This window comes from Paracoccus sp. DMF, assembly GCF_004407025.1.
GTDB classification, from domain to species: domain Bacteria; phylum Pseudomonadota; class Alphaproteobacteria; order Rhodobacterales; family Rhodobacteraceae; genus Paracoccus; species Paracoccus aminovorans_B.
This window is the reverse complement of sequence record NZ_SOKV02000132.1, coordinates 1-1,395: the sequence shown is the minus strand read 5'-3', so window position 1 is coordinate 1,395 and position 1,395 is coordinate 1. Positions and strand designations below refer to the sequence as shown.

The following is a 1,395-nucleotide window of genomic DNA, read 5'->3' as shown; positions in this document are numbered from 1 at the left end:
CCAACAACGGGAGGGATGCATGAAGAAGGTCTATGCGAGCGCGGATGCTGCTCTGGACGGCCTGCTGCGGGACGGGATGCTGATCGCGGCCGGGGGTTTCGGGCTTTGCGGCATTCCCGAGCTGCTGATCGAGGCGATCCTGAAGGCGGGGACGAAGGACCTGACCATCGCCTCCAACAATTGCGGCGTCGACGGGTTCGGGCTGGGCAAGCTCTTGGATTCGCGGCAGATCCGCAAGATGATCTCCTCCTATGTCGGCGAGAACGCCGAGTTCATGCGGCAGTATCTCTCGGGCGAGCTGGAGCTGGAGTTCAACCCGCAGGGCACGCTGGCCGAGCGCATGCGGGCGGGCGGCGCCGGCATCCCGGGTTTCTATACCAAGACCGGCGTCGGCACGGTGATCGCCGAGGGCAAGGACCACAAGGATTTCGACGGCGAGACCTATATCCTGGAGCGCGGCATCGTCGCGGACCTGGCCATCGTCAAGGGCTGGAAGGCGGACGAGTCGGGCAACGTGATCTTCCGCAAGACCGCGCGCAACTTCAACGTGCCGGCGGCGAAATGCGGTCGGGTCTGCATCTGCGAGGTCGAGGAGATCGTGCCGACCGGCAGCCTCGACCCCGACGCCATCCACCTGCCGGGGATCTATGTGCATCGCCTGATCCAGGGCCAGCACGAGAAGCGCATCGAGCAGCGCACCACCCGGAAGAAGGAGGCCTGAGCATGGCATGGGACCGCAACCAGATGGCGGCGCGGGCCGCGCAGGAGCTGCAGGACGGCTGGTATGTGAACCTCGGCATCGGCATTCCGACGCTGGTGGCGAACTATATCCCCGAGGGGGTGCATGTGACGCTGCAGTCGGAAAACGGCATGCTCGGGATCGGCCCCTTCCCCTATGAGGGCGAGGAGGATCCCGACCTGATCAATGCCGGCAAGCAGACGGTGACCGAACTGCCGCAGACCGCCTATTTCGATAGCTCCGAGAGCTTCGCGATGATCCGCGGCGGCAAGATCGCCATGGCGATCCTGGGCGCGATGGAGGTGGCCGAGAACGGCGACCTGGCGAACTGGATGATCCCGGGCAAGCTGGTGAAGGGCATGGGCGGGGCGATGGACCTGGTCGCCGGCGTGAAGCGGGTGGTGGTGGTGATGGACCACACCTCGAAACATGGCGAGTCGAAGGTGCTGAAGGCCTGCACGCTGCCCTTGACCGGGCAGAAGGTGGTCAATCGCATCATCACCAACCTGGGCGTGCTGGACGTGGTTCCGGGCGGGCTGAAGATCGTCGAGCTGGCCGATGGCGTCAGCGAGGACCAGCTGCGCGCGGCGACCGAGGCGGCAATCGTCGGCTGAGCGGCGCGAAGGGGAGGGGGCTGTCTGCCCCCTCTTGCGGCT

The 1,395-nt window shown here is 65.7% G+C and carries 2 protein-coding genes; both read left to right on the top strand.

The window, feature by feature from the left end:
• Nucleotides 1–19: 19 nt before the first annotated feature.
• The gene (locus E3D03_RS20720; protein WP_263568522.1) at nucleotides 20–721 is read left to right on the top strand and encodes a CoA transferase subunit A; all 702 of its coding nucleotides are present in this window, start codon (nucleotides 20–22) and stop codon (nucleotides 719–721) included.
• A gap of 2 nt (nucleotides 722–723) precedes the next feature.
• Entirely contained in the window at nucleotides 724–1,353 is a 630-nt protein-coding gene (locus E3D03_RS20715; RefSeq protein WP_263568521.1) for a 3-oxoacid CoA-transferase subunit B, read from the top strand.
• Nucleotides 1,354–1,395: the final 42 nt, after the last annotated feature.

Bases quoted from the DNA above. Each gene is read 5' to 3' on its own strand.
- E3D03_RS20720 (WP_263568522.1), top strand. From the start codon at position 20: ATGAAGAAGGTCTATGCGAGCGCGGATGCTGCTCTGGACGGCCTGCTG.
- E3D03_RS20715 (WP_263568521.1), top strand. From the start codon at position 724: ATGGCATGGGACCGCAACCAGATGGCGGCGCGGGCCGCGCAGGAGCTG.